This is a genomic window from Lysinibacillus composti (assembly GCF_016908465.1).
Taxonomy (GTDB): Bacteria; Bacillota; Bacilli; order Bacillales_A; family Planococcaceae; genus Ureibacillus; species Ureibacillus composti_A.
The window spans coordinates 156963-183037 of record NZ_JAFBDY010000004.1 but is presented as its reverse complement, the minus strand read 5'-3'; the positions used below and the strand labels follow the sequence as shown (position 1 = coordinate 183037).

At 35.5% G+C, this 26075-nt stretch carries 25 protein-coding genes and 2 riboswitches; of the genes, 2 read left to right on the top strand and 23 right to left on the bottom strand.

Annotated features, from left to right (window positions below):
- Positions 1–263 precede the first annotated feature (263 nt).
- The 20 genes from JOD29_RS07075 to JOD29_RS06980 all read right to left on the bottom strand — a co-directional run bounded on the left by JOD29_RS07075 (position 264) and on the right by JOD29_RS06980 (position 21318).
- Positions 264–3344, bottom strand: coding sequence for an AAA family ATPase (locus JOD29_RS07075; RefSeq protein ID WP_124763906.1), 3081 nt, complete (start codon positions 3342–3344; stop codon positions 264–266).
- A complete protein-coding gene (locus tag JOD29_RS07070) occupies positions 3341–4516 on the bottom strand; it encodes an exonuclease SbcCD subunit D (protein WP_124763905.1) in 1176 nt (391 codons plus the stop codon). Before JOD29_RS07070 ends, JOD29_RS07075 begins: the two co-directional genes overlap by 4 nt.
- Positions 4517–4650: 134 nt before the next feature.
- Positions 4651–5880: an aminopeptidase gene (locus JOD29_RS07065; protein ID WP_124763904.1), complete on the bottom strand. Its 1230-nt coding sequence runs from the start codon at positions 5878–5880 to the stop codon at positions 4651–4653.
- Complete coding sequence (locus JOD29_RS07060) at positions 5880–7031, bottom strand: DEAD/DEAH box helicase (protein WP_124763903.1); 1152 nt, start codon at positions 7029–7031, stop codon at positions 5880–5882. Before JOD29_RS07060 ends, JOD29_RS07065 begins: the two co-directional genes overlap by 1 nt.
- 157 nt (positions 7032–7188) lie before the next feature.
- A complete protein-coding gene (gene cuyB / locus JOD29_RS07055) occupies positions 7189–7887 on the bottom strand; it encodes a cysteate racemase (RefSeq protein WP_124763902.1) in 699 nt (232 codons plus the stop codon).
- A gap of 46 nt (positions 7888–7933) precedes the next feature.
- Positions 7934–9115 carry an acetyl-CoA C-acetyltransferase gene (locus JOD29_RS07050; protein ID WP_124763901.1) on the bottom strand — a complete coding sequence of 394 codons (1182 nt, stop codon included), beginning with the start codon at positions 9113–9115 and terminating at the stop codon, positions 7934–7936.
- A gap of 72 nt (positions 9116–9187) precedes the next feature.
- Positions 9188–10336, bottom strand: a complete 1149-nt coding sequence (locus JOD29_RS07045; protein ID WP_124763900.1) for an acyl-CoA dehydrogenase family protein — start codon at positions 10334–10336, stop codon at positions 9188–9190.
- A gap of 192 nt (positions 10337–10528) precedes the next feature.
- Positions 10529–10771: a hypothetical protein gene (locus JOD29_RS07040; RefSeq protein ID WP_124763899.1), complete on the bottom strand. Its 243-nt coding sequence runs from the start codon at positions 10769–10771 to the stop codon at positions 10529–10531.
- Positions 10772–10844: 73 nt separating this feature from the next.
- Positions 10845–12182 (bottom strand): DUF2252 domain-containing protein, encoded by a 1338-nt coding sequence (locus JOD29_RS07035; protein WP_124763898.1) that lies wholly within the window; start codon positions 12180–12182, stop codon positions 10845–10847.
- Between the two features lie 199 nt (positions 12183–12381).
- Complete coding sequence (gene thiW, locus JOD29_RS07030; RefSeq protein ID WP_124763897.1) at positions 12382–12882, bottom strand: energy coupling factor transporter S component ThiW; 501 nt, start codon at positions 12880–12882, stop codon at positions 12382–12384.
- Between the two features lie 29 nt (positions 12883–12911).
- Positions 12912–13919: an ABC transporter substrate-binding protein gene (locus JOD29_RS07025; protein ID WP_124763896.1), complete on the bottom strand. Its 1008-nt coding sequence runs from the start codon at positions 13917–13919 to the stop codon at positions 12912–12914.
- A gap of 14 nt (positions 13920–13933) precedes the next feature.
- On the bottom strand, positions 13934–14704 hold the full coding sequence (locus tag JOD29_RS07020) for an ABC transporter permease (RefSeq protein WP_124763895.1): 771 nt from the start codon (positions 14702–14704) through the stop codon (positions 13934–13936).
- A complete protein-coding gene (locus JOD29_RS07015) occupies positions 14679–15437 on the bottom strand; it encodes an ABC transporter ATP-binding protein (RefSeq protein WP_124763894.1) in 759 nt (252 codons plus the stop codon). Before JOD29_RS07015 ends, JOD29_RS07020 begins: the two co-directional genes overlap by 26 nt.
- A gap of 117 nt (positions 15438–15554) precedes the next feature.
- A riboswitch (TPP riboswitch) is annotated at positions 15555–15647 on the bottom strand.
- Positions 15648–15742: 95 nt separating this feature from the next.
- Positions 15743–15846, bottom strand: a riboswitch (TPP riboswitch).
- A 260-nt stretch (positions 15847–16106) separates the two neighbouring features.
- Positions 16107–17267: an amidohydrolase gene (locus JOD29_RS07010; RefSeq protein ID WP_124763893.1), complete on the bottom strand. Its 1161-nt coding sequence runs from the start codon at positions 17265–17267 to the stop codon at positions 16107–16109.
- 44 nt (positions 17268–17311) lie between these two features.
- Positions 17312–17815, bottom strand: a complete 504-nt coding sequence (locus tag JOD29_RS07005) for a GNAT family N-acetyltransferase (RefSeq protein WP_124763892.1) — start codon at positions 17813–17815, stop codon at positions 17312–17314.
- A gap of 23 nt (positions 17816–17838) precedes the next feature.
- The gene (locus JOD29_RS07000; RefSeq protein WP_124763891.1) at positions 17839–18840 is read right to left on the bottom strand and encodes a glutathione S-transferase family protein; all 1002 of its coding nucleotides are present in this window, start codon (positions 18838–18840) and stop codon (positions 17839–17841) included.
- A gap of 16 nt (positions 18841–18856) precedes the next feature.
- Positions 18857–19816: a glutathione S-transferase family protein gene (locus JOD29_RS06995; protein ID WP_124763890.1), complete on the bottom strand. Its 960-nt coding sequence runs from the start codon at positions 19814–19816 to the stop codon at positions 18857–18859.
- A gap of 237 nt (positions 19817–20053) precedes the next feature.
- Positions 20054–20230, bottom strand: coding sequence for a gamma-type small acid-soluble spore protein (locus JOD29_RS06990; RefSeq protein WP_124763889.1), 177 nt, complete (start codon positions 20228–20230; stop codon positions 20054–20056).
- Between the two features lie 141 nt (positions 20231–20371).
- Positions 20372–21031 carry a hypothetical protein gene (locus tag JOD29_RS20410; RefSeq protein ID WP_239585607.1) on the bottom strand — a complete coding sequence of 220 codons (660 nt, stop codon included), beginning with the start codon at positions 21029–21031 and terminating at the stop codon, positions 20372–20374.
- A 53-nt stretch (positions 21032–21084) separates the two neighbouring features.
- Entirely contained in the window at positions 21085–21318 is a 234-nt protein-coding gene (locus tag JOD29_RS06980) for a hypothetical protein (protein WP_124763888.1), read from the bottom strand.
- A gap of 265 nt (positions 21319–21583) precedes the next feature.
- Here JOD29_RS06980 and JOD29_RS06975 point away from each other — a divergent pair, with 265 nt between their 5' ends.
- Entirely contained in the window at positions 21584–22171 is a 588-nt protein-coding gene (locus JOD29_RS06975; protein ID WP_124763887.1) for a YitT family protein, read from the top strand.
- A gap of 42 nt (positions 22172–22213) precedes the next feature.
- On the opposite strand, the gene JOD29_RS06970 is transcribed toward JOD29_RS06975, so the two are convergent.
- A complete protein-coding gene (locus tag JOD29_RS06970) occupies positions 22214–23104 on the bottom strand; it encodes a DMT family transporter (RefSeq protein ID WP_124763886.1) in 891 nt (296 codons plus the stop codon).
- 232 nt (positions 23105–23336) lie between these two features.
- Here JOD29_RS06970 and JOD29_RS06965 point away from each other — a divergent pair, with 232 nt between their 5' ends.
- Positions 23337–24398 (top strand): GGDEF domain-containing protein, encoded by a 1062-nt coding sequence (locus tag JOD29_RS06965; RefSeq protein ID WP_158610534.1) that lies wholly within the window; start codon positions 23337–23339, stop codon positions 24396–24398.
- A gap of 62 nt (positions 24399–24460) precedes the next feature.
- Here JOD29_RS06965 and JOD29_RS06960 read toward each other — a convergent pair whose 3' ends face one another.
- Together JOD29_RS06960 and JOD29_RS06955 are read right to left on the bottom strand one after the other, a co-directional pair.
- Positions 24461–24976 (bottom strand): GNAT family N-acetyltransferase, encoded by a 516-nt coding sequence (locus JOD29_RS06960; RefSeq protein ID WP_124763884.1) that lies wholly within the window; start codon positions 24974–24976, stop codon positions 24461–24463.
- Between the two features lie 44 nt (positions 24977–25020).
- Positions 25021–25845, bottom strand: a complete 825-nt coding sequence (locus JOD29_RS06955) for a transporter substrate-binding domain-containing protein (protein WP_124763883.1) — start codon at positions 25843–25845, stop codon at positions 25021–25023.
- Between the last annotated feature and the right edge of the window lie 230 nt (positions 25846–26075).

Sequence of the window (26075 nt, the reverse complement as noted above, 5' to 3'; positions counted from 1 at the left end):
AATATAGAATTTATTAAGGTATGCGAAAAGAATTCGCATACTTTTTTAATTGTTAACGTTTTAGTTGTTCAACTTACTAACAACTTTAGAATTGTGTAAAGCGATGAAGTGGAATTGAGGTTCAAGAGGGTTATGAAGTTCAAAATTGTCTTTGCCTTGTCTGAAATTGAACTTCATCAGGGCTTTGACCACCAAATCTTGTTTTACTTCTAAGTAAAATGCCGCTCATCCAAACGATGAACGGCAAAATCAGTATCATGATTTTACTTAACAAAAATAGAAGTTTTACTATATCCTTCTTTTGATTTTTCTACTTGAAGAATTGCAGGCATAGCCGCTTTTAACTCCGCAACATGCGAAATAACTCCAATCATTCGACCAGACTTTTGTAAATCAATTAATGTATCAATTGCTTTCATTAACGATTCTTCGTCAAGGGACCCAAATCCTTCATCGATAAACATCGTATCAATTCGTACACTTCCTTGGAAGCTTTGAATGACATCTGCCATCCCTAACGCTAAGCATAAGGATGCGTTAAATTTCTCCCCACCTGATAATGATTTGACGTCACGTGATTGGCCTGTATATGAATCATAGACATCTAAACTTAATCCACTTTGTCGACCATGTGATTCTTGTCTGTCTGAGCATTGTAAATAATATTGTCCATTAGATAAATTTCTCAACCGAATGTTTGCCGCTTCTGTAATTTGTTCTAAATAACCCATTTGAACATAGCGCTCGAATGACACCTTTTTCCCGTTTTGACCACGTAATAGATTATAAAGATCGACAATTTGATTAGATACTTCTTCCAGTTGGAAAATTTCTTCTGCAATACGATCGAGTTTTTCAGAAAAGTCGATACAGTTTCGTTCATAAGTCTCCGTTAAATTTAAAGTTTTTTGCGCTTCCTCATAAGCTACTTTTAATTCTTCTAATAATCTTTCTGCTTCGGTTAAATCTACTTTCTCTTTGCCTTTTAGATGTTCTGCTTCCTCTTTAATCTGACTTGTTAAGGAATGGAGCTCAGTTGTAAAATTCATATATTGTTGTTGGAGTTGCTGTTGTTCTTTTTCTGAACGAATAGCCTCCTTAAAATGCTGATAATTTTCAAAACCTGCTGCATTTAAAGCAGTTCTAAATTGTTCTTTCGCACTTTCTAAGTTAGCTTCAGATTGCTTAACTAAGTCTGTTTGATATCTGAGGGATTCTTCTGTTTTTGCAACTAAATTTTGTACATGTTGATATTGTTTTTGAACATGTTCCCAAGCCATTTGAAGTTGGTTTTTAAACGATTCCGCAGTAGCGAGTGCCTGCTGTAATTGCGATAAATGTTGAAATTCTTCTGGTATCGCATTTCGTTGTTGCTCTAATACTGTATTTTCCTTAAGGAATTGCTCTTTTATTTGGCGTTCATGTTCTTCTAAATGCTTTCTTTGTTGCTCAAGTTGATTACTGTCTTGTTGTAATTGTTTTATTTGATTTTTATTTTTTACAAGCTTTTCTTTCCCTACTTGCAATCGTTGTACAAGCTCATTGATTTCGTTAAATCGGTTAGTCAATTCTTCTTGTTGTTCAATTGTTGCTTCCAATTGGTTAAGTTCAATTAAACATTGATTGAGTTGATTTGTAATAGCAAGTAAATTTGCTTCTGCAGTAGATTTCCTTTGTTGTGCTTCTGAGTAAATGGTTTTCAATCTTTTTAACTCTTTTTCATCTATCATGTCATTTATTTCACCATGGGTAACATTGTGATCTGTACTACCACACACAGGACATGGACTACCTGGCAAAAGCTTTGTCGCAAGTATTGCCGCTTGATTATTGATCCATCTATTTTCCTCAAGTTCGTAATCTTCTTTGGCTACTTGATATTGTTTAGTAACAAACTCACATTCATTCTTTAAATTAAGCACTTGTCCATTTAAGTTATGATATTGTTTATACATATTCATAATTTCACGTAAATGAATTTGCTGCTCTTTCGCCTCATCAAGTTGGTCAACTTCTTTTTCAAGTTGCTCAATAACGAACGCAATTTTCTCAATTTCATCTTTTTTAGTTGATAGTAATTTTACCACCTGCTCAAGTGATGAAGACGCTTGCTCTGTTTCTTTATATAAATTTTGCACAAGAATTGTTTGGTGATTCATTTTTTCATAAACTGGGAGTAATTGCTGTAGATTCATTACACGTTTAAAGGCTTCATCTCGTTCAGTTTGCTTTTGCTCTTCAAGGATAAACTCCTTGTAAATCTTTTGAAGGGAATCCTTAGTAGCCTCAAATTGACGTGTTACCTCTTGCAGTTTTTCTTGTTCTTTTATTTTCGTTTGAGATAGCGAGATACATTGGTCATTTAAAGGTTTTATTTGACTTGCCCGGATGGCCTCATCATATTGTGTTTTCAAGTTCTCAAAATACGTTTTTTGTTGCTCTAATTGTTGTAACTTCTCAATCTTCTTTTCATGTGCCTCGATACGTTCATTAAACGTCTTATCCGCTACATATAATTTTTGTCTCTCCTGAAACTGATCGAAGGACTCTTGATATTTCTTTTGATCATCCTTTACTTTTTGCTGATAATACACAAACTCTTCTTGTAGGGCATCTTGAATTTGAAAAATATTACCGTTTTGCTCTAGTAATGTAAACAGATATGAATCGTCACGCTTAGGAAGGACACCTGATAATTGACCGATATAAGTATTTTTTAATATTTTTGCTTCATTGAGTTTTTCCTCAGCCTGACGTTTTTTTTCCTCTAATTTCTTCGTCATTTCTCCGTAGCGATTCGTTTTAAAGATTTTTCGTAAGATTTCTTCTTTGTTATCAGATTGAGAAGTTAATAGTTTTCGAAACTCACCTTGTGGTAACATAACGATTTGACTGAATTGGTCGTATGTTAAACCAATGATTTCCTCAAGCTTTTGATTGATATCTGTTACTTTTTGACGTTCCACAACAGGTACTTCTTGATTATCAGAGACTATTTCAAAGAACTCATATTTTTCCCCTGTTGCTGATTTTCTACCTTCTTTTACATGTGGTAATTGTCGTAATACTCGGTAATGTCGACCGTGAATCTCAAAAATCAGCTCCACTGCTGTATGAACTTGATCATCGGCAAAATCACTTCTGAGCATTTTGGTATCTTTACGATCTTGTCCACTTCCATAGCCATATAAGGCAAAACAAATCCCATCAAAGATGGTTGTCTTTCCGGCACCAGTTGAACCAGAAATAACAAAAAGTCGATGGTCTTGTAACTTTGTAAAATCTATAACCTCTTCGTTTTTATATGGACCAAACGCTCTCATTGTTAATTTGATTGGTTTCATCGATTCATCACCGTCACTTTACTTTCACGTTCTTCGTTTAACATTTCTTGTAAAATTTCTTCAAATAATTGAACCGAAATTTCATTAGGCTCAGCACCTAGAATTTCATTATGGAATGCTTTGAATAGACTCATATCATCCATTTGTTCTCTTCGAACTGCATGCCCCTCTACAGTTTCCTCAAGTCGTGGTAATGATTTACGTTCAACATGCATGGCATTCGGATAAACTGTACGAATTTGCTCCATCGCACCCACTACTGGCGTTAAGTCAGTCAGTTGCACAAAAACATAGTCCTCACTTTGAGGATGTCTCAAAATTTCTTGAATTGTTCCTTCCACAATTCTTATGTCTCTTCTCGGGATGAATGCACGCTTTGTAATGGTTGCTTGTCCGTCTTTATCTAAGTCAACAATTAAAAATCCTTTTTCATGAGTCGCTTCAGAAGAAGAGTATTTTAATGGAGATCCTGAATAGCGAATCGTTTCATTTAATACATAATGGGCTTTATGTAAGTGCCCTAATGCTGTGTAATGAAATGGGTGAAAATATTCCGCACTTACACATTCTGTCCCACCAATTGCAAGTGGACGTTCAGAATCACTTGTATTTTCTTCTATTTCTCCATGAGGTGTAACAAATGCGTGTGAAATCATGACATGTCTTTTTAACTTGTCCATATTCTCTTCAATTACATCGATTATTTTTTTCATTGCTTCATCGTACGTAGAGATGGATGGATCTTCAAAGATGTGTTTCACAGTTGATGGTTCAGCAAAGGGTACCAGATAAAAATTCACTTCTCCAAACTCGTCTTGTAATACAACGGTTTTAATGTCCTTATTTAAATCCCCTGCAATGTGCAAGCCACTTTCCCTCATCAACTTACTACCGAACTGAAGTCGTGTTGGACTATCGTGGTTTCCTGCAATACTTAATACCGGTACTTTGCGTTTTATAACGATTTCCGCAAGTAAATCATCTAGTAAATCAACAGCTTCGACAGGAGGCAGTGCGCGGTCATATAAGTCACCCGCAATAATTACAACATCTGGCTTTTCTTCATCAATTGCATCTAAAAATTGCTGTAACACAATTCGTTGGTCCTCCGTCATGTAGACCCCTTGTACAAGCTTTCCTAAATGCCAATCTGCAGTATGAAAAATCTTCATCTAAGTTCGACCTCCATCTTAATAGATAGATATATTGTAACATGATTAAATAAAAAAAGACCATTTTCTACGAACAAACATTCGTTAAAAATAGTCTTTTGTGGTATATATTCTCTTATGTTATCGATCTTGGCTTAGAAAGCCCAACTACCCTTACGGAAGATTGGAACTTCTGTGCCATCAGGTAAAATCCCGTCAATATCCATTTCAGGCCCGCCGATCATGAAATCTTCGTGGGTAATGGATGTGTTAATTCCTAGTGATTCTAGTTGTCCTTCTGATAATTCACGGCCACCTTCGAAACAAGTAGGATATGCTTCCCCAATGGCTAAATGGTTTGAAGCATTCTCATCAAACAATGTGTTGTAATAAAGAATTCCAGAAGATGAAATTGGAGATTCGTGTGGGACTAATGCAACCTCTCCTAAAAATGCTGAGCCTTCATCTGCGGTAATGAGTTCTTGTAATAAATCATTTCCTACTTCAGCTTCTGCTTTAACAATTTTCCCTTTTTCAAACGTAAGTGTAAACTGATCAATAATGTTTCCTTGATAAGCTAAAGGTTTCGTATTGCTAACATAGCCATTTACTCCATATTTTAATGGAAGTGTATAGACTTCCTCTGTTGGCATATTGGCAATGAATGTTGTTCCATCTGGAGCCTTGCTACCACCTGTTAACCAAATATGCTTTTCAGGTAACTCAATTGTTAAATCAGTACCTGGTGCCTTATAATGTAATTTCGCGAATTTTTTACTATTTAATTGAGCTGCACGGTCTTCTAGATTTGCCACATGTTTACGCCAGTTTTCAACTGCATCTCCCTCACCAATGCGAACTGTTTTAAAGATTGCATCCCATAAAGCATCCATTTGTTCATTTTGAGGTAGATTTGGAAATACCTTTGCTGCCCACTTTGGTGATGGAACCGCTATAATAGACCATGCTATATCATCATTCATGACCGCTTTACGATAATTAACTAACGCACTTCCTGCTGCCTTTTGCTGTGCAGATAAACGGCTAACTGGAATACCAGCAAGTAGATCCGGATCCTCTGCATCAATCCATAAAAGGGCGCCTTTACGTTCAATCAATTCATCACGCTGTGCAACAATCCACTTTGGGTACTTACTAAATTCTTCTTCTGCACCGTGTTCATAAAATGCACGGGAAATCGTTGGATCAGTTAAATTTACGTGAACTTTTCCAGCACCTGCTTCATACGCTTTTTTTACTACGATACGAGCAAAATCTAATGCATCTGTTGAAGTGTTTATTAATAAGTATTGACCTTGTTGAATATTAACGCCAACTTTAACGGCAAGCTCAGCGTATTGTTCTAACTTTTCTTCAAAAGTCATTATTTATTTCCTCCTTTACTAGCTACAGTTTTGGAATTCCCTTCAACAATTTCTCCTTTAAACCAAATCTTTTGAACAGGTTTTTTCTCTAGTTCACGGAGTAACTTTTTATACGTTTTCTCATCTTTATATGCAAGTAATGTCAATACTTCACCATCTGCGCCCGCACGACCTGTACGACCAGAGCGGTGTGTATATTGTTCAATTGTGTGAGGAACATCCACATGAATAACATGCGTAAGACCTTCAATATCCAAACCACGAGCTGCAATATCCGTAGCAATTAATATACGAGCTTCACCTTTTCTAAAGTCATCAAGTGATTTTTTTCGTTCCTCTTTTTTCATATCTGAATGTAAGGTTACAACTTTTGCATCTTTATATTTAAGTTTTGTTTCTTTCATTAATACTTGGTCAATATTATTGACGAATGCTAGACCGCGCACGCCTTCAATACTTGCAAGTCGTCTTAGCATATCTGTTTTATCTCGTTCGTCTACTTTAATGAAGGAATGAACGACCTTACCTACCTCTACCATATCTTCTGGTTTAATTTCAATATGAACCGGTTCAAACATCATTCGACTCGCCACCAGTTTTATTTCATCTGTAATTGTTGCAGAAACAACAACCACTTGACGACCGTATGCAGCACCTTCAATAAAGGACTTAATAACAACTCGATATTCACGACTTAGTAATTGATCGCATTCATCTAATACAACAATATCGATTTCTTTAAGCTTTAATTTATTTGAACGAGCAAGTTCGTTTAATCGCCCGGGTGTCCCTACGACAATCGTTGGCTTTTTCTTTAATTTTTCAATTTGGCGAGCTGAATTGGCACCACCAATTAATTGTTGTACCGTAATATCCGTTCCAACAATCCATTCACGGATAACTTCAACAATCTGCATTGCAAGTTCTTGAGAAGGGGCAACAATTAGCGCTTGTGTTTTCTTTTTACTACCATCCACTTTATTTAAAATTGGTAGAACATATGCTAATGTTTTTCCTGATCCAGTTGGAGATTCTGCCACAATATCTTTCCCTTCAAGCATTGCAGGAATCATCTCATCTTGGATTTTCATTGTTCTTTCAAAATTCCATTTACTCTGTAACGTTTCATTCAATAAATCAATTACTGACATTCTTTTAACCACCTTTATCTACTTGCGTTTAGTGTACCATAATGTAGTTAAATTACACGATTGTTACACATAAAAGGCAAACTAAATTACAATGGTATGCCCTTATTTTCAAAAAAAATGAGCCTTCTCCCTAAAGAGAGCAGCTCATTAATTTCATTTATTCGTTTAGTTGATAACCGCAAGTTACAATGGCCGTCTCAGCTAACACAATCAATGAATCAATATAAAATTCTGATAATCGTAAATCTTTATTCACGATAGAAAGCTCTGTGCAGCCTAATATGACTTGGTCACATTCTAATTCAACCATTGCTTGCTCAATTTTAATCCATTGTTGTTCGCTTACGTCTTTTCCCGCTTTAACAAAATCATAAATGATGGACATTACTTCTTTTTGAGTTTCTTCATCTGGGATTACAGGTTCAATGCCTACTTCTAACAAAGCATTTTGATATACTTTGGAAGCAAGTGTGCCGTCAGTGGCTAATACACCGACTCGTTTAGCCCCACGCTTTGCAGCATGTTTGGCAGTCTCCCGAATCATATGAAGAACCGGTACCGATGATGCACTCTGCATTTCATTATAAAATGTATGTGCTGTATTACAAGGAATACAAATAACGTCTGCACCTACTGAAATTAACTTTTTCACATCTCGAGTTAAGAAAGGAACTGGGTTTTCTTTTGTTTGGTCTAAAATATATGCCGTACGGTCTGGGATTGTCGTGTCATTATCGATAATTGTGTGAAGATGGTCTTGGTCTTTTACTGCATTTGTACGGCGAACAATCATTTCTCCTAGAAACATTGTTGCTAAAGGACCGACACCACCGATAATTCCTAATATTTTTTTCATGTTGTTACAAACCTTTTTGTTTAAAGTTTTTATGTCTTAATAAATATTATACTGCTTCTAGAATAATGGCAATTCCTTGACCTCCACCAATACAAAGGCTAGCTAACGCATACTTTCCTCCGCGTCGCTTTAGCTCATACATACTTGATAGAGTGATTCTTGTTCCACTTGCACCTACAGGATGACCTAATGCAATTGCACCTCCATTTACGTTCGTCTTATCACGCTGGAGATGAAGCTCTTTTTCAACTGCTAAGTATTGAGCTGCAAAAGCCTCATTCACTTCAATTAAATCCATCTCTTCTATTGTTAAGTTGGCACGATGTAGTGCTTGTTTAATTGCAGGGACTGGTCCAATTCCCATAATTGTTGGGTCAACACCCGCGACTCCCCATGAAACAATCTTCGCTATAGGTTTTAAATGATTTTCGGAAATGGCTTTTTCACTTGCCACAATAATTGATGCAGCTCCGTCATTAATTCCTGACGAATTTCCTGCTGTTACAGTTCCATCCTTTTTAAATGCTGGGCGAAGATTAGATAATTTTTCTAGTGTAGAATCTTCTTTTATGTGTTCATCTTGGTCTATTTTCAGTTCAGTTTTTCTTGTTTTTATTGTAACTGGTACGATTTCTTCCTGAAAGTATCCAGCGTTGCGCGCAGCTAATGCTCTTTTATGAGATAGGAGGGAATATTCATCTTGCACTTCTCTTGATATGTCGTACTGTTCAGCTAGTTTTTCAGCTGTCATTCCCATACCTGAACCTGTATATTGATCTGTTAACGTAGCTAGAAGCATATCAACAAATTGAAGATTTCCTAACTTTGAACTACTAAAGCGCTGCTCAAAATTTGCGTATGGGGATTGGGACATATTTTCTGTACCACCTGCTAATATAATCTCACCTTCCCCTAGTAAAATATGTTGTGCTGCCGTTACAATTGATTGCAAACCAGATCCACATAATCGATTTAAGGTTAGTGCCGGTACTTCTTTTGGAATGCCTGTCTTTAAACCAATATGCCTTGCTAAATAAGCAGCATTGTCACTCGTTGGAATGACCCCACCATAAATAACATGATCAATTTGTTCTGGCTCAACATTCGACCTTTTTAAGGCTTCAACTGCAGTGGCCGTTGCCAGATCCACCGCACTTACCCCTGCAAATGAGTCTCCAAAAGAAGTAAATGCCGTCCTCGCCCCATCAACTAAATATACGTCTCCCAAAGGTAATCCCCCTCTTAATTTTAGATTTAGGAAAATCTTGAATTGTTTGTGTACCTGGTACTCTAAAAGTACTTAGGATAATATGTGCTTTGCGATGATCCCTTTCATTATTTCTGTTGTCCCTGCGTAAATGGCAGCTACTGGGATATCTCGATATCGTCTAGCAATCTCGAATTCTTCCATATAGCCGTAGCCACCATGGAGCTGAAGGCACTGTGATGCTACGCGCTTCGCCATTTCACTGATCCACCATTTTGCCATCGAAACTTCCTTTACAATATTGTCTCCAGCATTGTGTCTTGAGACTAGAGAATTTACATATGTTCGTCCAATATCAATTTCTGTAGCCATTTCAGCAAGTTTGAATTGTGTATGTTGAAATTCCGCTATTTGACGACTGAAGGCTTTTCTTTCTTTTACATACTTAGTCGTAATACGAAGCATTTCTTCCGCTTCTATCTGTACTTCAATTGCTACTAATAAGCGTTCCTGTTGTAAATTCTCCATCAAGTAATAAAAACCTTTCCCCTCTTCACCTAATAAATTACTTACTGGAACTTTTGCATCCTCAAAGATCAATTCCCCAGTATCTGAAGAATGCATGCCTATTTTATTTAACTTTTTACCGCGCTTAAAACCAGCTGTTCCATCTTCAACCACTATTAAACTAATGCCTCGATAGGCTGGAGATGCGTGTGGATCAGTTTTACAAACCACAACAACGTAATTAGCGTTCATTGCGTTAGTGATAAATGTTTTTTCTCCATTTAGTATGTAAAATTCACCTTTGCGGACAGCAGTAGTTTGAATACCAGCTAAATCTGACCCTGCACCTGGCTCTGTCATTGCAATCGCTGAAATATATTCCCCCGAAACACTTTTGGGAAGCCATTTTTCTTTCTGTTCTTTTGTCCCGTATTGCTCAATATACGGAGTAACGATATCAGAATGTAGAACAATACCACTCGCTAAGCCTGCCCCTACTCTCTCCAATTCTTCTGCTAAAATCATAGAAAAACTAAAATCTAGTCCGAGACCTCCATGCTCTTCTTTTACCATCGGACATAAAAAACCATTCTCACCTAGCTTGGACCAAAAGGATTTTGGAATTTCTCGTTTGTCTTCCCACTCTTCAAAAAACGGATAAGCCTCTTTCTCCAACATTTTAAGAAGTGATTTTCGATACATATCATGCTCTTCCGTAAAAAATCTATAAGACATTTCCATCTCCTCCATGACTCGACCTAAAATCTGGCTTGACCAAGTATTCCTTTCTTGAAAACCATACTCCCAGACTCGATTTTCCCCAGATACTTATTGTTATGCCAAAACAGTCAATCATTTCACCTCATATCACTTGATTAAATAAAAAAGTGTATCTATACACAATAATGGTATAGATACACCCTTAAATCAGGCATTATCAAAATGTTGTTTTTCATCAGGTGATTCTTTTCTCCAAACTTCCTCGAGAAGTTCATCGCCTTCTGTTTTTACTCTCTTGTTCAGCTCTGCTACAGGAATTGCATCAACCGTTTGCATATCTTCGTGTAAATCAAATAGACTGATATTGTCAGAATCCACCATGTCTGGCTTTTCATGAGGCGCTAAGTCGGTAAACATTTGTTTTGACTCTGGTACTGAATCTTTATTCACACTATCACACTCCTTAATGATAGTGTGCGTAAAAAAAATTTTATTATTCTTTTTATCTAATACGTCTTTAGCTTCAAATATCAAATTTCTCTTTAACCCACTGACTAAACAGTTCGAAGTCTTTATTTACTTGTTCTTTATAGACCATCGACGCGAAAACAATTTGGGAACAGAATGCATCAAAATCCTTCCCTATTGCTCTTAAGATTTCTTCTTCACTTTCATGGGTGAATAATTCTTTTTCTGTGTCCACATCTGCTCTAGAGTGAATTTTAGCTGTTACTTTCCCCATAATCTCTAGTGTTAAATCAAAGTCCTCTACCGTTAAGAGCCGTGTTGCCTTTACTTTCTTTTTATACGGGGAGCGTTCACGAACATAATATTCACGGTCATCTATCGTTAAATAACCTAAATGGGGATCTTCTAAATGGTGCATTACCTTTTGAGTTGCTACTACACGTTTTCCTTGGTGTTCGTATTTATCCCAAAAATGATTTCGATAGGGTAAGAAATATGCGGGAATTGGTGTACGTACCTCTTTCACTTCCAAGACTAAATCATCAACACCAGACGCTTCTTTTCCACCTTCTATTAATAAATAAAATCGATCTAGACCGATTGAAGCTGTTCCAGTACCATGTTTTCTCGCAACATCTTTAATCGTGTAATATGATACATCCTGTTGATCATCCACATCGATTGAATGAAAATAGGCTTCAGAAATAGATTGTAATTTATTTTTCTCTTCTTCAGTAACAGGGTGGATTTCATCTGACCATGCAAAGACTCGTTTTTTCTCTTCATTGATATAGGTAATATCTTTTAACAGATGATCTTTTTGACGTTTTGCTAATTTCTTTAAAACTTTCTTTACTGGTCCTTTTGTATTGTCTTCCGTAAATTTGAAGGTGAACGGATCATCTTTTTCTTTTTTAAATCGATTTAATTGCTCGTAGTAAGATTGAAGATAGACTTTTATTCTATTCTTTTGCTCCTTTTGCGTAAGCCCCTGTGCCTCTCCATACAATGCAATACTTACCGACATTCTTAGTACATCATATAAATAAGAACCAATATATCCTTCATCAAAATCATTTACATCATAAACAATCTCACCTAACTCATTTTGAAATGCCCCAAAGTTCTCCATATGTAGATCCCCTTGAATCCAAGTAGGTTTGTCTACTGGTGTATGAAATGAAAAGGGAATTTTGGTCATGTCATAATAAAACAAATAAGCACTACCTCTAAAAAAGCGGAAAGGGCTTTCTACCATCTTTGAATATTTTACTTTACGCTTTTCTAAATCTAACTTCATACATTCTTCATCGAATTCATTTAAGATGGTTTCAATGTTATGTTTTCGCAGCAAATTTCTTGTATCCTTAACACGGTTTAGTAAAGCTTCCATCCGTAATCCCCTCTCGTGTTTATTGTTACAATTAAAATATTAGAGTTTCATATGATAAATGCATAACCTATCCCTAGTATACTATTTAAATCGAAATTACCAAATTGCGGAAGATAATTAGATCAAATCCTACTGTTCAAAGGACAAATAAAAAAGTAGTCTTTCGATTGTAAGACTACTTTTCTTTATAATAGATCACCTATTTATTAATTAATAACCCATTTAACGCATGATTTCTCACAAGAATTTTCAGTAATACATAGCCAATAAGGGCTCCTCCAAATGAACTCATCACAAAAGCAGGAACTAAAGCAAATAGTGTTGTTTCTTGTCCTAATAGTAATACACCAATTGGGTATGTTGCTATTGCCCCTAATATTCCTGTTCCAATAACTTCACCTAAAGCAGTCAGTTCCATATTTTTTGTTTTCGAATATAGGATTCCTGCTAAAAGAGCACCAATCATACTACCAGGATAAGCAAAGAGACTTCCTGTACCTAGCATATTTCTTAAAGTTGATGTAAGAAACGCTTGTAGAACTGCATACCAAGGACCTAGGAAAACAGCAGATAATACATTCGCTAAATGCTGTATAGGAAAAATCTTTGCAAATCCTAATGGAATAAAAATAAGATTACTTGAAATCGTTGTAATTGCAGAAATAATAGCTGTATACGTAATCGCTCTTGTTTTATTCAATTGAAACACTCCTTAAAAATAGTATTCTATTATTTTGAAACGATATTTTTCACAAATTCATTTGGGTCAACTTGCTTTTCAATCATTCCTGTTTCTAATAACCAATTAGCAGCTGTATTCCAGCGCTCCATTTCTTGATAACCAAAAGGAATTCCCTCTTCCTCCATTAAAGGTAGTAGAATTTCTAAGCTTTCTTTTTCAACAGCTTCGTTTAAGGCAGAGTCTTCATTTTCATGATCCAGTAAAATTTGAAGTCCTTCTTCAGGATGATCCTTCACAAATTGTTGTCCCTTCGTTACCGCATTCCAGAATTTCGTAATCTGTTTTTGTTTTTCCTCAAATGTATCTTCACCAGTAACAATTACTAATTCATAATTGTCAGGCACTCCATAGTCACTTGGTTTCAATAGTTCCATTTCGTATCCTTCTTTATTTAATAACACATATTCATGATTGATATATCCGCCAACAATTGCATCTACCTTATCTGTTGCAACTGCTGGAATCAAATCCCAACTGACATCTGTCATTGTTACGTTGTCAAAATCACCACCATCTTTTTTAACCATAGCTTTTACAACCTGTTCACTAATAATTGAAGATGGATACCCAACACTTTTTCCTTCTAGATCTTTAGGCGATTTTATACCTACTTCTTTTTTCATCATAATACTGTCTAAAGAATGTCTAACAAATGCTGCTACTGATACAACCGGGATCCCTTCTGCTCTTGCAAGGACTGTTTGATTTTGATAGCTAATAGCTAAGTCTACTTTTCCTGTAGCGGCTAATTTTAATGGGTCATTTGTATCTGCTGGCATTTCAATGTTAACGTCTAACCCCTCTTCTTCAAAAAACCCCTTTTCTTGTGCCACATAAAAAGCAGAATGTACTGCGTTTGGATACCAATCTAGCATTATACTTAAGCTTTCCAACTCCTCACTTTGCTCTGTATTATTTGTTTGTGATTCAGTATTACAACTAGCAAGTACCAAAGTTAGTAAGCTAATCATAGAAATTGTTAACCACTTCTTCATTTTAAATCCATCTCCTAGTTTTCTATTTTCCACTTATTGATTAGTCGTTTTTCTAACCATGAAGCTAATGCAAACAGCAGAATTCCAACAATTGTTAAGATTGTAATTGCTGCAAATACACCTTCCGCATTTAAGTTGCCCGACATTCTTCTGCTGTAGTAACCCAACCCTTGACTAGCTCCTAGCCATTCACCAATCGTTGCTCCTACCAATGCATAAACAATGGCCATTTTAAATCCTGTAAAAAATGATGGTAAGCACATCGGGATATGTAACTTCTTAAAGATTTGTAGTTTTGTTGCGCCCATCGAACGTAGTAAATCGATATATTCTCTGTCACAAGATTTGAATCCATCATATGTACTTACGACAATTGAGAAAAAGCAAATTAAAACTGTAACTGCTACTTTGCTCCAGATACTATAACCAAACCATAGGATAAAAATAGGCGACAGCACGATAATTGGGATCATTTGAGAAACCACAATTGCCGGGTATAGCACTTGTTCAATTGTTTTTGAAAAAAACATGCTAATTGAAAGAGCAACACCACCAACTACTGCAATAGAAAAACCAATAATAAATTCAAGCATTGTTGCACTTAAATGTTTTACTAATAGGGAGTCCCAGTTTTCAACTATTGTTTGGATGACACCTGTTGGGGCAGGAATAATAAAATTAGGGACAACCTCTTTTCTTACTAGCCCCTCAATACCAATGAGTAGAGCGAGCGAGAAGAAAAGAAATAAATAATACTGCTTAAACCAGTTTTTTATTTGCTTCATTTGAAATCTTCTTCTCCAATTCTTGCCTTAACGACACCATTTCTTTTGAATGAATCATGCCAAGTTTACGAGGCCTTGGTAATTCTACTTTTATTTCTTCTAAAGTTTTATTTTGATGTAGCAAAAGAATACGATCGCTCAAGTATGCGGCTTCTTCTAAATCATGAGTAATAAAGATTATTGTTTTATTAAGATCCTGCCAAATAGAGAGTAGCCATGTTTGCATCTCTCTTTTTGTTAGCGCATCAAGAGCTCCAAATGGCTCATCAAGTAACAACACATCTTTACCAGTAAATAATGCTCTTAAAAAGGATGCTCTCTGCCTCATCCCACCCGATAATTGCTTCGGTAATGCATTTTCATATTTCAGTAGGCCAACTCGATCTAACCATTTCCTTGCGTCTTCCTTTGAAATGTGTAAGTCCTTTTGAAATTCAGAAGCAATCATAATATTGTCGATAATGGTACGCCACGGAAGGAGTAAATCTTTTTGAGGCATATACCCCACATCTCCTAGTGAAACTTCTTGATTATTAATTAAAATTTGCCCATGATTTTCCTTGAGAAGCCCTGTGATTAATTTTAAGACTGTACTTTTACCTGTTCCGCTTTTTCCAATTAACGAGACAAACTCTCCCGTTTGGACTTCCATATTTAAATTGGAAATAACATGATTCTTTTGATCATTTTCATTTGTAAAAGAGTAAGAAACGTTTTTTAAAATAAGTGACATATTGATCACCTCCTTTATTTGGCCTTTCTTAACATTTTCCATATGTAAAGATGCCTTTTGAAAAGAAAAAAAACCACTTTCTACAACGTAGAAAGTGGTTTCGTCTAAATAACACATTAAGACTCGAAACTACTTCCCTACGCTAGAATGACCTAGATCAGGTTCAAAGGGTACTTCTCAGCCAACAATCGGACGCCCCTAGTAGATAAAAAACAATATTAAATTAACACGTGCCATTTAGATCAGTGATATCTACAAAAAAATCCCACTCGGCATAATACGAGTGGGATATGAATAACAAATTGTCATGTCATAGCTCACTTCCCTACGCCAGTTCTAACTAGTTCAGGTTCAGAGGGTTTAGAACTTTCGTTCAATCTCAGTCAATTTGACTCCCCTAGTGAATGAATCAATTACGCCTCGGCGTAATTGCGTCCGGATTTTGATTGTGCTTAGGCCAACAGGATGTTGGTCAGTTAGCCGTTGTCGCACGGATGCGACGTTCTTAGGCTAACATCCTATAACTCCTCTCAAAATCCGTGACATCCGCCGGTGGCTCGATTTTCATTCAATTGGGGTTTGTACTCAAATTGAATGAAGATCAATATACTTTTCTCTTACACTAACACTTTTCAAATAATTTGCAATGTTTTTTTGTTAATTACTTTGTTATTTCCCAAAATTCTCTTGATTTAACACATTAATGGCTAAAGATGAAAAGTAGTTTGCAGCCACGATTAAAGCATCTTCATTTAATGTAAATTGTGGATGATGCCATTCTTTTGGTCCATCTACGCCCATCCATACAAAGAAGCCTGGAATTTTCGTTTGGTAATAAGCGAAATCTTCACCCGCTGGACTTTTCTCCGCCACTACAACATCATACCCTAGTTCCAGTGCTGTTTCTTTTGTAATGGTTTCAAGAGCCGCATCATTATCTACCACCGGTAAATATGGATACCATTTTAGTTCCGCTTTGGCTCCTAAGCCACTTGCAATCCCTTCAACTGTTCGTTTCATTAACTCTGGAACCTTTTCTCTAGCTGCTGTTTGGAAAGTACGGACTGTTCCTTCTAGTACCGCTCTTTCTGGGATTACATTCCAAGTTGTTCCAGAATGAATTTGTGTAATACTCACTACTACATTATCAAATGCGTTTAAATTTCGACTTACAATTGTTTGTAACGCTGTAATGATTTGACCAGCTACAATAATTGGGTCAATCGTATTATTTGGAATACCTGCATGCCCACCTATTCCTTCAATTTCAATTTCAAAGCGGTCCACACTGGCCATTAATGAACCTTCTTTAATTCCAATTGTACCAACAGGGAGATCTGGTTTATTATGCATGCCGAAAATTGCTTCGACACCCTCTAATACCCCTGCGTTTACAACATAAAGAGCACCTTGTGCAATTTCTTCAGCTGGTTGAAAAATAAAGCGTACTGTTCCTTTCAGTTCCGCGCGACGTTGTTTTAACAAAATAGCAGCGCCAATGATTGAAGTTGTATGGAAATCATGGCCACACGCATGCATCACACCATCATTTTTCGAACTAAAAGGTACGCCAGACTCTTCTTTAATTGGTAATGCATCAATGTCAGCTCTGATTGCAATTGTTGGGCCGCTTTTCTCCCCTACTACCTCAGCTACCACGCCAACCTCTAGCGGATATTCTAGAATTGTAACGCCAGCCTCAGTTAACCACTGACGAATTCTCTTTGATGTTTCAACCTCGTGCATAGAGAGTTCAGGGTATTCATGTAATTCTCTACGATAAGCAACTAATTTTTCTGCTAAAGAATCCACTACAGTTTGTACTACCATTTCTTATTCCTTCTTTCTATTATCACTGGTGATGCTACAATGCGTTAAAACGTAATACGAAAAGCCTTTACAACAATGCCATCCTCCAACGGGATAAAGTCATTTTCAGGTAATCTTTTAAACCCAAGATTATTATATAATTTCACTGCATTTTCCATGAAATCGGCTGTATGCAACCCCATTGCCGTATAGCCTTTCGTCTTAGATCGTAATATACATTCTTCAATCAGTGCTTTAGCGACACCTTTTCCTCTTGCCTTTGGAGAAACTGCAAGCATACGTAATTCTGGATGTTCTAATTGATCGTTTACCAATCCTTTGTAAGCTTCTACTTCAGGTGAAAACAGCGCCACAGTTCCCACGATTTCCCCATCAATCTCTGCCACCATTCGTTCAATACCAGGCTGTTCATCTGAATCCGACAGTATAGATTGTTTTAATGCATTCCAATGCGGTTCTGGAATTTTCTTTGAATGTTCCTCGTAAGCTTCTAATCTAATTTCACGAATATAAGGCAATTCCTCTTTAAGTGTATCCCGAATAATCATGTCTTCCCCCTAATATCTTTCTTTTATTTTTGTGGGATTAAAAACTTCTCTTCTTTTCCACTTAAGGCTTCGCGGCCATGTGGCGTATTTAAAGTCGATGTGTCTGGACCTTTTGGCAAAATATTTTTACTCTTTTGATCGTCACTCGCTATATGATTCGATAAATGATAGTGAACTTTTATTGCTTCAAAGTCTGTTGTATCTCCAAAACCTGGCGTTTGATATAAATCCCTTAAATATCCCCATAGATTAGGGAAGTCAACAATCATATTTCGATTCGCTTTAAATGCAGAATAATAAGCAACATCAAATCTAGCTAACGTTGCATATAAGCGAACGTCTGTATCTGTTATATAGTCTCCAAATAAAAATCTTTTCGTCGATAAGCGTTCTTCCAATTGGTCAAGATAGTTAAATAATGAGTCATATGCCTCTTCATAGGCTTCTTGTGAACGTGCAAATCCGCACTTATACACACCGTTATTAACGTTATGAAAAATGCCATCACTCAATTCATCAATTTCTGCACGTAAATGTTCTGGATACAAATCAGGTGCATTTTCTTTATGGAATGGAGCCCAAGCCGTTTCTAAGTAATTTGTTAATCGGAAATAGTCATTGTTCACTACTTTCTTCTCTTGAATATCCACAATTGCTGGAACAGTAGGACGACCTGTATACTCTGGATCTGCATTAACATAAACTTCACTAATGTACTGAACTCCTAATACTGGGTCCAGACCACCTTCATCAAGTGAAAATTCCCAGTCAACACGTGGAATATTAGGACGCATTGGACTTGCAGTTCCTAGACTAATTACATCTTCTAAGCCAAGAATTCTTCTAACAATCACTGTACGATGTGCCCAAGGACAAACTGGTGACCATAACAAACGATATCTTCCAACTTCTACCGGTAAGTCTCCCACATTACTACCGAAAGGAGTGGTAAAACTATTTTTTTGACGATTAAATTTACCCTTTTGGTCTACCTCTAATGGTTTTTCCTTTTGTAAATTCCCCATAGCCAATTCTCCCTTTCTAATTCTTCTTACTTACTAAAATAGTATTATTTATTGTTAAGTTTTCACGGCCATGTGGTGTATTCCATCCAGAAACATCAGGGCCTTTAGGAACTATTTTTAATGGATTATCTTCTCCGTTTGAAGAGGCATAATATCCTTTTTTAATTGCTTCAAAATCAGTTGTATCGCCAAAACCAGGAGTTTGATATAAATCTCTTGCATAAGCCCATAGATTTGGAAAATCAATTAAGCGATTACGGTTTGCTTTAAACAATGAATGGTAAACTACATCAAAGCGAACAAGCGTTACAAAAAGGCGTATATCCGAATCTGTAATAAAGTCACCGAATAAATATCGTTGAGTGGATAACCGACTTTCTAGTTCATCTAATCTATTAAATAAAGTTTCATAAGCTAATTCATACTCTTCTTGTGAATGAGCAGATCGACATTTATAAACACCATTATTAATATCGTTGTGAAAAATTTTATTTAATTCATCTATCTCTTTTCTTAAATGTTCAGGATATATATCTGGTGCATTTTCTTTGTGGAATGGTTTCCAAACTGTTTCAAGATCATTTGTTAAGTTCAAATAGTCATTGTGTACAACCTTTTTCGTAGTAACATCCACAACCGCTGGGACTGTTGATCTTCCATTAAACTCAGGATCTGCATTCACGTATACTTCGCTTAAGAAACGGATTCCAAGAATAGGATCAATTCCACCATCATCTAACGAAAATTCCCATCCATTTTCTGTACGAACCGAATTAACTGTACCTAGACTTATGACATTCTCTAAACCCAGAAGGTTTCGTACGATAACCGAACGATGTGCCCACGGGCAAATTGCTGCCCATATAAGACGATATCTCCCAGCTTCTACTGGTAGTTCTTCTTTGTTTCCGATAGAAGAAGTAAAAAAGTCATTACTAGTATTTTTTCTTGCTACCTCATTGCTTACCTTTGCCATCCCATACACCTCTTTTTTATAATTAATTTAACGATATGCTTAAAATATAAGTTAACTAGTTAACTATTAAAAAATAAAAACATAGTTAATTTATGGGTTTAATAAATTTTAATACGAAATCCCCTCGAACTCAAGATATTAGTTTAAGAAAAATTTGAACAATTCTTCTCATGAATCGCCAAAATATATTATCTAAGCAAAAAAGAAAGGACATTCCAAGTTTGGAATGCCTCATAATTATTGGAGTTTTTGCTTTACTTCTTCCGTATCTGTATCACTGTAAATCTTTGTATTATGTCCACCAGTTTTAGCTAGTAATTCATATACTTCTTTATAAGATAAACCAGACTCTGCATTTTTTCTTTTTACTTCTTCAATATCTGTTCCCGCTTCTGTAAGGCGATGCTGATTCATTTATAATCCTCCATTTTTATGAATTGAATTTTTTTATTTAATGTATAAATCAGAACTAACGGTACATTTTATATATAACCATTATTTCCAAATTTAATTTATAATTAAATAAACGCCCCTTATAAGAGGCGTTTATTTAAATTATTTATTAAATTTACCACGTTCAGCTTGAGCATTTTGTTGTCTTACTTCTTGAATATCTGTTCCTGCCATTGTTTTACCTGCTGATGGTTGGCTTGAGAACGATTGCCCTTGGCTAAATGGTGCACTTTCTTGCGCGATTTCTTCTCTTACTTTTTGGATATCAGTTCCTGCCATTGTTTTACCTGCTGATGGTTGACTTAATGGACTTTGGTTTGAGAATGATTGCCCTTGTCCAAATGGTGCACTTTCTTGCGCGATTTCTTCTCGCACTTGTTGGATGTTAGTTCCAGCCATCGTTTTACCTGCTGATGGTTGGCTTAATGGACTTTGGTTTGAGAATGATTGTCCTTGAGCAAATGGTGCACTCTCTTGGGCAATTTCTTCTCTCACTTGTTGGATATTTGTTCCAGCCATCGTTTTACCTGCTGATGGTTGACTTAATGGACTTTGGTTTGAGAATGACTGCCCTTGTCCAAATGGTGCACTTTCTTGCGCAATTTCTTCTCTTACTTTCTGGATATTAGTTCCAGATGCTGTAGTTCCACCAAATGATTGGCTTCCTAATCCTTGACCATTACCTGCTTGTGCATTACGACGTTTTACTTCCTCAATATCAGTTCCTGCTTCTGTGAAACGTTTACCATTATTATTTTGCATATCAAAAACACCTCCAAATTGTTATGAGTTTATAATGCCTTTTAACTCGAAAATTATGTGCGATTATTATTTTTTATTTTTTCAACTCGGTGATATTCTGAAATTTGAATTACCCGTGCGTTGCGAGTATTCAATTCATGATATATTCCTCTACTATCCGTAAAGGAAATGTATTGATCACGTTCACTTTGAATAAGTGCTTCTGCTTGCTGTTGTGAATCAAGATGAATAAATCTTCTTACATAATGATTTTCATCAAAGAAGTATGTGACTTTGAATTCCTTCATTCCTTTCCCTCCATCCTTTTTAGTGTGAATATAAGAACGTTCAAATTATCAAAATAAAAAGTCGATGATAAAGAAGTTGCAAACTCACTATTATTGTTAACTTCCAAAAAAATCACACAATAAACTTCAGGAAAATACTCGAAACAAAACAAGCTCAAAAGATAAGTTGAAAATCCATACTATATTTTTCACGAAATTGCGGTTACACATTTTCGTACTTCTTCAATCATAAAATATGTGCATGTCCAATTGTTGGAGGGAATGCATGTATATCATAAAGAAAGGCTTATCAATTATCCTTGGCAGTTTCTTTGTCGCTATTGGTGTAAATGTATTTATAACACCTTATCAAATTCTTGATGGTGGTGTAATTGGACTAGCATTAATCTTACATTACATTTATCACTGGCAAATTGGACTCATGCTTATTCTGCTTAGTATCCCTATTTTTATGATTGCTTGGTATAAATATAGGAGTTACTTCTTTAACAGTTTACACGGATTACTCATTTCATCTTTTATTATCGATTTACTGAAGCCACTTGAGACTTCACTTCGAATGTTTCAAATAGATGGTGTGGTAAGTGCGATATTAGGTGGCTTTTTTGTTGGTTTAGGGATTGGAATAATGCTTCGACACGATACAAGTACCGGTGGGACCGATTTGTTAGCCCAATTTATTTCTGATAAAACGAAAGTAAATGTTGGGATCATCATTTTTTTCATCGATTCTGCTGTAGTCCTTTTAGGGGGAATTTTCCTTTCAACTAGCACATTATTACTGTCAATTATTACTATATTGGTAGTTGGTTTTACGACGAGTGTTGTCACCATTAAGAAGGGAATTACATAATAAAAAGAACCTGTACTCCCAACAAGTAGGAGTGACAGGTTCTTATAATACATTGTGTTCTTCTTTCGTTTCCTTCTTTCTAATAAAGGAAAGCTTTGTTTCTGATATGATAATGGCGCCTAAAATAACTATTGCTCCGATTGCCATTCTTGGTGTTAAAAGTTCACCTAAGAAGAGTACAGAGAAAACCATACCCCAGAAGGCCTCAGTCGATAAAATAATAGCTGTTTTTGTTTCATTCGTAAACTTTTGAGCGATGGTTTGTAAACAATAAGCCAAAGTTGTTGAGAAGACCCCTAAGTATAAAGTAGACAATACACCTTCCATTTCAAAAGAAAAATTTGTATCTCCTTTTAATACGACAACTGCCCAACCTAAAATTGCTGCAACAGCCATTTGAACAACAGTAAGCAAAATAGGATCTTCATCTTTTACATATTTTGCAGTATAAAAAATTTGATATGCAAACCCGAAGGCACACGCTAAAGTTAATAAATCCCCTATGTTTACTCCTGATGAAAACTGAAGTGATAAACAGGCAATCCCAATAATCGCTAAAAATGCGCCAGTTAGTTCATATATATCAATCCTTCTTTTATACATAAAAAATGCAATAAATGGGACAATGACTACGTTTACTGCAGTGATAAATGCATTCTTAGACGCAGTAGTGTATTGTAGGCCAACTGTTTGTAGAGCAAACGCTAAATATAAAAAAAGTCCTAATACAGTGCCCTTTAATATTGTCGACTTTTTTATTTTTCTAAGTCTTTTATGAAAAACAATACTAAGAATAATGACACCAATTAAAAATCTTGCCGCCAAAAGCTGGTAAGGGGACAGATAATCAAGGGAAAGTGCGGACATAACAAAACCACTACCCCAAATAATTGCTGTCGTGATCAGCATTATTTCACCTATATATTTCCTCATACCCATCCTCCATAATTTTCTATTTCATCTAGTATTATAACATCATTTATTTTAACTAATAGATTGTTATTGAATATTCCAATTTTTCATCTCTACTAAATTTAAAATAATATTGAATAATATGTGAAAATCATTATATAAATAGAAATTTATGGTAATATTTAATTACTATCTATTTAAACAATCTATAATAACATTTATCTATTTTTATATTCCCGAAAGGTTGAATAAGATGCTACAGTCCATCCTGTCTAATTTAGCGATTATTTTACTATTCCATTTATCCATGTCTATGGTAATGAATCATAAAAAGAAAATTCCTACTTCATTGTTTCAAATAACAATGATTATTGTAGGGTCTGTAGCTGTTATTTCGATGTTTTATTTACCAATCCGTTTCAACCATTATTGGGTGGATATGAGAATGATCCCATTAATATTTATTGCTTATATACATGGTTGGAAAAAAGCACTCCCTACTTTACTTATTGCATCTGTATGGCGGTTCTTTATGGGAGGAGCAGGAATGGTTCCTGGTATACTATTTGGGATGATTGGACCAACACTCATCGCCCTGGCATTCCACCACCGTTCTAAATTTAATAAAAATTATATAGAGGGCATTGTAATTATTATTGCATGTTGGCTCTTTTCCGACTTTCCAATTATCTATATCATTCCAAATGGATGGGAGATTTTTAAAAGCACTGCATTTATTCGAGGGTCATCTTTTGTTATTACTGCAACTATTCTTTACATGTTTATTACACAAGATCGTCAACGCCGCACGTTAAATGAAGAACTTGAAAAATTAGCAACAGAAGATCCGCTTACAAACCTCTTTAATAAACGAAAGTTTTATGAGGTTGTTCATAGAAAAATAACCACTCTCCAACCTAAACACTTTTTAGCAATGTTAGACATTGATCACTTCAAACAAATTAACGATACACATGGACATCTAGTTGGAGATAAAATTTTAGTATTATTAAGTAATATTTTAATTAAGTATAGAAATGAGAGAGTAACAATAGGGCGATATGGAGGAGAAGAATTTATCATTTACATTGGTAATTCCACTAATGACGAAGCAAAAGAAATGATAGAAGAAATTATTCAAGAAATTCGCTCCGCCTCTTTTCCAATTGGCAATTCAAAAACAATCCAAATTACTGTTTCCATTGGACTAACCGAAATGAATGATCATCTATCTTTACTAAGTAATGTAAATCAGGCAGACCAAAACTTATATATGGCAAAAAGGAAAGGTAGAGATTGTCTTATATGTCGATAACACTAAAGACCCTCCCACAATAATATGGGAGGGTCTTTTAGATATGTTTTAAACTTGTTATTCTAGACAATATCAAACCGATAGCACATTACTAAATTACCTCGATTACCAAATTCCTTTTCAAAATCTCTTTGGAATCCGAATCGTTCATACAAGCGGATTGCATCTTTCATGATATCACCCGTGTGTAGATACAAACTCTTTGCACCTTTCTGTTTTGCATACTCAATACTCTCTTGAAGTAATTTTCTTGCAATCCCTTTACCTCTAGCTGAAGGGTGTACACCTAATAACCGAACGATTGGGGTATGAATATTTAATTCAGGTCTCCCATAAGCTTCTTCACTATTTGCGTATATTTGTAGAGTTCCCAACACTGCCTGAGTATCATCTTTTGCAACTAAGACTTTTTCAATCTTTGGGTTATCTAATGATTTTTTAATATCTAATAGATAATTATTAAACGCTTCTTGACTTTTAAAGCTATCTCGATATTGTTCATAGCTAGTAATTAACACATCACGAGCAGCCTCTTTATCTTCTTCTGATAAAGTACTGATGAAAATTAAATTTCCCATTCAATCCCCTTCTCAAACGTATTTACCTAATTATACATCTAGTATTAAAAATCAACGCTATAATCTGCTCCCAGCCATTTCAAGCTTAGTTCACTAACGACTCCTTCTTCTTTCAATTCAACAAGTGCCTCATCGATTCGATCAGCAAGTGCTGTTTCATCTTTATTGAATAAGAAGAATACCTTTGAACTTGATAAAGCTTCTCCCACAACCTTTTGTTGGGCATCAGATTGTTCGTTGACAAAATCTACAGCAAATGGAGTTGATACAATAGCATCAATACGACCAGTCTTTAATTGTTGGTTCGAGTCAACAGAGCTTTGCGAATATACAATTTCTGCCCCCAAATCATGTTCACTATTATATTTTTCCAGAAGTACAGCAGAACTACTTGTAGGTGTTGCTCCAACTTTTTTCCCTTTCAAGTCGTCAATTGATTGAATTTCATCATTGTCTTGATGAACAGTTACTTTCAATGGAAATACATTATAAGGCTCTTTGTTAAACAAATATTTCTCTTCTCTCTCTTCAGTAACTTCCATTTGATGTGCAACAAAATCAATTTTATCTGTTTCTAAACTTACTAATAAATTAGGAAAATCCATTGTTTGAAACTCAAATTCATACTCTGGTAATTTTTCATCTATTGCTTTAACCATCTCAATATCGTAACCAGTTAAATTTCCATCTTCATCAAGAAAACAAATATTTGGGAATTGCGTACCTGTTCCTACTACAATTTTTTGTACTTCTTCTGTATTAGCGTTAGTTGCAACTTTTTCCTTTTTTTCTTCTGTCGCAGTATTTGATGAGCAAGCTGATAGTAATAAAATCGCAGAACTTATTGACCATAACCATGTTTTCTTCATTGATAATACCCCTTTTCTATTCCTTTAGTTTTAATCATTACAATACCAACAAGAATACTTAGTTTTGTGGCTAAAAAATTGACCTATCCCCTTTTTATCCGCATTAAACAAATAGGTATTGTAAACTTTTTAATTTCGTTTATCCTACCATGTAAATTTTAAAATTTGAATACTTTTACTGATAGAAAAAATTTTATAGTAGATAGAAAAATTCTATTAGTACGCGTCTT